4 protein-coding genes and 1 pseudogene are annotated in these 7361 nt (G+C 67.0%); 1 reads left to right on the top strand and 4 read right to left on the bottom strand.

All coding sequences use genetic code 11. The features are described 5' to 3' along the window. From AC3AYF_RS09530 to kdpA, 4 genes are all read right to left on the bottom strand, one after another. A partial coding sequence (locus AC3AYF_RS09530; protein WP_487779672.1) for a DUF4118 domain-containing protein occupies positions 1-2344 on the bottom strand: 2344 nt, incomplete at its 3' end. A gap of 49 nt (positions 2345-2393) precedes the next feature. Further along, entirely contained in the window at positions 2394-3035 is a 642-nt protein-coding gene (kdpC, locus tag AC3AYF_RS09535; protein WP_295038526.1) for a potassium-transporting ATPase subunit KdpC, read from the bottom strand. Between the two features lie 18 nt (positions 3036-3053). Then, positions 3054-5084 (bottom strand): potassium-transporting ATPase subunit KdpB, encoded by a 2031-nt coding sequence (kdpB, locus tag AC3AYF_RS09540; protein ID WP_295038528.1) that lies wholly within the window; start codon positions 5082-5084, stop codon positions 3054-3056. A 23-nt stretch (positions 5085-5107) separates the two neighbouring features. Continuing rightward, positions 5108-6850: a potassium-transporting ATPase subunit KdpA gene (gene kdpA, locus AC3AYF_RS09545; protein WP_487779673.1), complete on the bottom strand. Its 1743-nt coding sequence runs from the start codon at positions 6848-6850 to the stop codon at positions 5108-5110. Between the two features lie 283 nt (positions 6851-7133). Here kdpA and AC3AYF_RS09550 point away from each other — a divergent pair. Then, positions 7134-7361 (top strand): annotated as a pseudogene (locus tag AC3AYF_RS09550) (acetylornithine deacetylase); the annotation flags it as partial.

Consider the following 7361-nt stretch of genomic DNA (forward strand, 5'->3'; position numbering starts at 1 on the left):
GCGGCAGGTCGGCGGCGAGATGACGCTCGACGGCGAGGGGCTCCACCACGGAGCCGAGACGCTTGAGCGCCGACGCGACGATATCCGACAGCGCCACCCAGTCCCGTTCCAGCTTCAGCCCGCCGTGGCCCAGCCGCGTCATGTCGAGCAGGTTCTGAATGTAGCGGTTGAGGCGCTCGCTTTCACTGAGAATGCCGTCGAGCAGCTCCTGGCGGTCGGCTTCGTCCAGTTGCGACCAGAGCTCGCGCAGCGAACTGGCCGAGCCGATGATCGAGGCCAGTGGCGTGCGCAGATCGTGGGAGACGGACGACAGCAGCGCCGAGCGCAGGCGTTCGTTCTCCTCCGCCAGCCGCGCGGCGCCGAGATCGGCGACCAGCCGCGTGCGAGCCAGCGCGCTGCCCAGTTGATTGACCAGACTGTCGACCAGCGCCTCCTCGGCGGCATCGAGCGGACGTTCGCGGTCGCCCAGCGCCAGCCCCAGCACGCCGCGTAGCGTGTCGTTCTCCCGGATCGGCAGGAACCGCCAGCGTTGCGCGCCGAGCGTCTGGGTGCCGTGCCCGCTCGGCCGGCCGTGCTGGTGTGTCCAGCGCGCGGCCTGGAGAGCGGGCGACTCCAGCCCGATCTCGCCCGGGTAGGACCCGGTGACACGAGGCGCACCGGCGGGGTCGTCGCTCTCGACGAACACGCAGGGCAGTGCGAGATAGTCGGCCAGCGCCTTGAGCGCGATCTCGCGAACGTGGGCGTGATCGGCAGCACTCGCCAGCGAGCGCGATACCGACAGCATCTCCTGGATCTGGTGCCGGCTCTCGCGCAGTTCCCGCAACTGCCGGCGCACCTTGCCCGCCAGCTGCCCCGCGACCACCGCCACCAGCAGGAAGATCAGCAGCGTCAGGATCTGGTCCTGATGAATCATCGCCAGCGTGAAGCGCGGCTCGGTGAACAGGAAGTTGTAGACCAGAGCGCTGAAAACCACCGCCAGCATCGCCGAGCGCGTGCCCGCGCGCAGCGCACTGGCAAGGACGGCAGCCAGAAAGATCAGCGACAGATTGGCCAGTTCGACCTGGGTCGAAAGCAGCTGGGCCGCCAGCGCCGCCAGCGCGGTGCCCGCCAGCGGCCACAGCCACTCCCGCGCCAGCGGCGGTTGCCAGCGGGGGCGAGAGGGCCGCGTCATCGCCTCTTCGTCGGCCAGCACGATCAGATCGAACGGCGGGCGCCGCGCCAGCAGCCGGTCGACCAGCGGTCGTCGCCATCCCGATCGCCACCCCGATCGCCACAAAACGGGTTGCCACCACGCCTGTCGCCGTGAAGTCGCCCGTCCGATCATCAAGGCGGTGATGTTGTGGCGTGCCGCGTGGTCCAGTAGCTCCGCCAGCGGGTCGTCACCGCTGAGAGTTTCCCAACGCCCGCCCAACTGCTCGGCCTGCTGGCGCAGATTGCTCGACTCGCTGGCCGTCGCGGGATCGACATCGCGAAGCGGCGTGACCTGCACGGCCTGCCAGGGTGCCTGGTGACGCTGAGCCCAGCGGCTGGCCGCCCGCAGCAGGCCGTGATCGCCACGCTTGCCTTTCACCGCCACCAACAGTTTTGCCCGCACCGGCCAGGGGCCCGCCACACCGCTGGCGTCCATGACCTGGCGCACGTCGCTGTCGAGGCGATCCGACATCACGCGTAGCGCCAGTTCACGCAGCGCGGTGAGATTGCCAGGCGAAAAATAGTGCTCCAGCGCCGTCCGCGCCTGTTCCGGCACGTAGACCTTGCCCTGCTGCAGGCGCTCGATCAGCTCGGCGGGCGTGAGATCGATCAACGAAATGTCCCGGGCTCGAGCGATCAGCCGATCGGGGACGGTTTCGCGCATCCGAATACCGGTGATCCGCGCCACGTCGTCGTTGAGACTGTCGACATGCTGGACGTTGAGCGTGGTCCAGACATCGATACCTGCATCGAGCAGCTCTTCGATATCCTGCCAGCGCCGGGCGTGACGACCACCGGGAATATTGCGATGGGCCAGTTCGTCGACCAGCAGGATCTGCGGTCGACGCGTCAGCGCGGCGTCGAGGTCGAATTCATGGAAGGTGCGCCCATGACGTTCCCTGGGCGTCAGCGCCAGACTCGGCAGCCCGTCGCACAGGCGTTCGGTCTCCTCGCGGCCGTGTGCTTCAATGACGCCCAGCAGCACGTCGCCCCCGGCGTCGAAACGTTCCCGCGCGGTGCGCAACATGGCACTCGTCTTGCCCACGCCGGGGGCGGCGCCGAGAAAGATTCGCAGCGATCCGTCATGACCGGCCCGCGTCGTTGCCAACAGGGCGTCCGGATCGGGGCGCTGCACCTCGCGGGAATGATTCACGGTTTCGATCTCCGACAATCCGCTTCAGGATAGCGGGCGCGTCTCGATCTCATTCGATAGCGTCCAGGGCCAGATTGAGTGCCAGCACGTTGACGGTCGGCTGACCGAGCCAGCCGCCGCTGTCACTATAGCGCTCGACCAGCGCAGTGACAGCCGAAGGTGTCAGGCCGCGCGCGCGCGCGACACGATCGACCTGGATGGCTGCCGCTTCGGGGCTGATGGCCGGGTCGATGCCCGATCCAGAGGCAGTCAGCAGGTCCACCGGTATCCGGCCCGGCTCGACGCCGTCGCGGGCGGTGATCTGCCCGGCGTCGGCCTCGGCGCGTTCCCGCAATGCCGGATTGCTCGGCGCCAGGTTGGAACCGCCAACCGCGTCGGCCGCGTAATCCACCGCCGAAGGCCGGCCCTGAAAATAGCGTTCGCTGGTGAATCGCTGACCCACCAGCGACGAGCCGATGACCCGACCCTCCACATCGGCCAGCAGACTGCCGTTGGCCTGATGAGAAAACCCCAACTGGCCCAATCCGACCACCACCAGCGGATAGAGCAGACCGAGCACCACCGCCATGAGCAGGCTGAAGCGGATTGCCGTCAGCCAGCTGCCGGAGCCGGCAAAGCGATGGGCAGCTTGAGAGGTCTCATGGGGATCACCATGAGCGGAAACGTCGTGACGGGAATCAGTGACTGACATGGCAAGTCTCCAGAAATCTCAGAACAGCGGACCGATGAGCAGATCGATCAGCTTGATGGCGGGGAACGGCAGCAACAGACCACCGAGACCGTAGATCAGCAGGTTGCGCCGCAGCATGGCGCTGGCGGAGGCGGCGCGAACCCGCACGCCGCGCAGGGCGAACGGGATCAGCGCGGGTATCACCAGGGCGTTGAAGATCACCGCCGACAACACCGCGGACTCGGGCGAGTGCAGATCGAGCACGTCGAGACCGCCCAGCGCCGGCACGCTGGCGGCGAAGATCGCCGGCAGAATCGCGAAATACTTGGCGACGTCGTTGGCCAGCGAGAAGGTGGTGAGCGCCCCGCGGGTGATCAGCAGCTGCTTGCCGATCTCCACCGCGCTGAGCAGCTTGCCGGGGTCGGAGTCGAGATCGACCATGTTGGCCGCTTCCCGCGCCGCCTGGGTGCCGGAGTTCATCGCCAGTCCCAGATCGGCCTGGGCCAGCGCCGGGGCATCATTGGTGCCGTCGCCCATCATCGCCACCAGCCGACCGGCGGCCTGCTCTTCACGGATCAGTTCGAGCTTGCGCTCCGGGGTCGCTTCGGCGATGTAGTCGTCGACGCCGGCTTCGGCGGCGATCGCGGCAGCGGTGATCGGGTTGTCGCCGGTGATCATCACCGTCTTCACGCCCATCTCGCGCAGTTGCTGGAACCGCTCGGCGATCCCCGTCTTGATCACGTCCGACAGCGCGATCACGCCCAGCAACACGTTGCCCTCCAACACCGCCAGCGGCGTGGCACCGTGGCGTGAGATACGTTCGACCAGCGCCTCGAAATCCCCCGGCACGCGGCCTCCGGCTTCCCGTACCAGCCGGGCGATGGCGTTGGGCGCGCCCTTGCGCCAGCATCGACCATCGGCGAAATCGAGACCGGACACCCGACTCATCGCGGAAAACGGCACGACCTCGGCGTTCTGCGGCGAATCCAGCGTCGCGCCCTGATCGCGCGCCAGGACGACAATGGAGCGCCCTTCGGGGGTCGGATCCTGCAGCGAGCAGACACCGGCGATCTCCCGCAGTCGTGTCAGATCGACCCCCTGACACGGCGCGAATTCGGTGGCGCGACGGTCGCCGAGCGTGATCGTGCCGGTCTTGTCGAGCAGCAGGGTGTCGATGCTGCCGGCGATCTCCACCGCCTTGCCGGACTTGGCGATGAGGTTGGCGCGTAGCGCCCGTTCCATGCCGGCGATGCCGATCGCCGGCAGCAGCCCGCCGATGGTGGTGGGAATCAGGCACACCAGCAGCGCCACCAGCATCACCGTCGAGGTCTCGATCCCCACGAACAGCGCCATCGGCACCAGCGTGACCACGACGATCAGGAATACCAGCGTCAGCGTCGACAGCAGCACGGAGAGTGCCAGCTCGCTGGGCGTCTTCTGGCGGCTGGCGCCTTCCACCAGCGCAATCATGCGGTCGAGCAGCGACTCGCCGGGATCGACGCTGACCTCGACGATCAGCTCGTCGGAGAGCAGCTTGGTGCCGGCGCTGACGCCGCTGTTATCGGTGCCCGCCTCGCGCAGCACCGGCGCGGACTCTCCGGTCATGGCCGATTCGTTGATCGAACCGGCACCCTGGATGATTTCACCGTCGGCAGGAATCAGCTCCCCAGCGATCACCCGGACGCGATCGCCCCGGCGCAGCCGATCGGCGGCCACGGTCTCTTCGCCGCTCTGGGTCACACGCCGCGCCGTCAGCTCGCCCCGGGTGGCACGCAGGCTGCCGGCATGGGCCTTGCCCCGGGCCTCGGCCATCGCCTCGGCGGCATTGGCGAACAGCACCGTGGCCAGCAGGATCAGCGTCACGATCGAGGCGAAGACGGCCTGAGCGCGTCCGGCGTCGATCGCCATGCCGGTGTAGAGCGCGCAGACCAGGGTGCCGATGGCGACCACCGCCATGACCGGGTTGCGCGCCAGGCTGCGCGGATTCAAGCGGCGCAGGGACTCTCCCAACAGCATCAGCGGTTGAATACGCAGACCGGGCGATGCTTCCCGTGATTGCCTCGTTGTCATGTCGCTCTCCTCGATTCGATTGATCACGGCAGGGTCAGCTGTTCGGCGATCGGCCCCAGCACCAGGGCGGGCAGGAAGCCGAGCAGATTGACGATGACGATGACGCCGGCGGGCAGCCCGACGAAGGCCCCGCTCTCCAGCGACAGGGTGCCGCGCCCCTGCGGCGCCGTGCGTTTCTCGGCCAGCCAGCCGGCCACCGCCAGCGGCACCAGCATCGGCAGGAAGCGGCCGACCCCAAGCGCCAACACGCAGGTCAGGTTCCACCAGGGCGTGGCGTCACCGAGCCCTTCGAAGCCGGAGCCGTTGTTGGCGAACGCCGAGGTATATTCGTAGAGCACCTGGGAGAGGCCATGAAAGCCGGGGTTGGAGTTGCCGGTCAGGGCGGGGAACGCCACGGTGGCGGCGGTCAATCCGAGGATGATCAGCGGTTGCGCCAGGATCGCCAGCGAGATCCAGCGCATCTCGCGGGTCTCCAGCGGCTTGCCGAACAGCTCCGGGGCGCGGCCGATCATCAGCGAGCCGATGAAGGCCGCCAGCATCAGATAGAGCAGATAGCCGATCAGGCCCACGCCGATGCCGCCGAAGGTGACGTTGACGAACATGTCCATCAGCAGGCCCAGCCCGCCCAGCGGGTTGAAGCTGTCGTGCATGGCGTTGACGGAGCCGTTGGAGGTCTGCGTCGTCCAACTGCCCCACAGCGCGGAGAGATCGCTGCCGAAACGCACCTCCTTGCCTTCCAGGTTGGGGCTGCCGTCCACGACGAGCCCGGTGAGTGCGGCATTGTGCAAGCGTTCGGAGACGACCATCATCGTGGTGGTCACCAGTGAGAACGCGATCATCACCGCGCCGATGCCTATCATCAGCCGGCGACGGCCGCTGATGACGCCCACCGCGATCAGCGACGCCACCGGAATCAGCAACAGCGAGATCGTCTCGATCAGGTTCGAAAACCCAGTGGGATTCTCCAGCGGCATGGTCGAATTGGGGCCGTACCAGCCGCCGCCGTTGGTACCCAGCTGCTTGATCGCCACCATCGGCGCCACCGGACCGCGCGGAATCACCTGGGTCGCTCCTCCATCGAGCATCGCCACGCTCTGGGCGCCGTGATAGGTCGCCGGCACGCCCTGCCACACCAGCAGCAGCGCCACGATCAGCGACAGCGGCAGCAGCACCCGCACCACGATCCGGGTGAGGTCGACGTAGTAATGACCGACCGAGCAGTGACCGACCGAGTCGTGGCCCACCCCGCGCCCGGCGGGCGTACTGGTGCTGACGGTCGTGCTGGTGGTCTGGCGCCGGAGCAGCGTGCGCGTGATGGCGAGCAGCACCGCCAGCCCGGTCGCCGGGGTCACAAACTGCAGCGTGACGATGGCAAACGTCTGGCTCAGGTAGGAGAGCTGCGCCTGGCCCGAGTAGTGCTGCTGGTTGGTGTTGGTGGCGAACGAGACCGCGGTGTGAAGCGCCGTATCCCAGCTCATGCCGGGGATGCCATCGGGGTTGAGCGGCAGCAGGCCCTGGCCCATGAAGATGAGCCAAGCCAGCCCGATCAGCAGCAGGTGAAGTTTCAACACGGCCAGCAGATAGGCCGACCAGGTCATCGACGCCTGTCGGTCGACGCCGGCCAGGCGCATCAGGACCGATTCCACCGGCCCGAAGAGACGATCCATCACGCTGGATCGATCCGTATCCAGCGCCCGCCCCATATAGAGCCCCAGGGGCAGGGCCAATCCGATCAGCAGGGCGTAGCAGAGCGTGATCGCGTTCATGGCTAGAATCGCTCCGGCCAGCACAGCGTCGCCAGCAGATAGACGGCCGTCATTAGGGCGATCGCCAGCATCAGGTAGGACATGGGTTACCTCCTCGTTCGAGAGGCGCTCAGTGTCGAGTCGAGGGGCGTAAAAATTCGATGTGGAAATTCGCGCGAAGACGTAAAGAAAGCGTAAAAGCGGGAATCGAGGACGGCGGTGGTGGCATTGCGCGGTGGGGGTCGGCATCATCGTGACGATGGGTACATATTCAGCGACAACGACAATCCGGTGACAGCGCATCATGACCAGTCAGGAACTTCTCGGGAAACTCGTCGGCTTCGATACCGTCAGCCGCGAATCCAATCTCGCGCTGATCGAGTTCGTCCGCGATTACTTGAACCAGCACGGCGTCGACAGCGAACTTATCCACAACGAGGATGGCAGCAAGGCCAACCTGTGGGCGACGATCGGCCCCGCCGATCGCGGCGGCGTGGTGCTTTCCGGGCATACCGACGTGGTCCCGGTGGAC

The sequence above is a fragment of the Salinicola sp. genome (assembly GCF_982684285.1).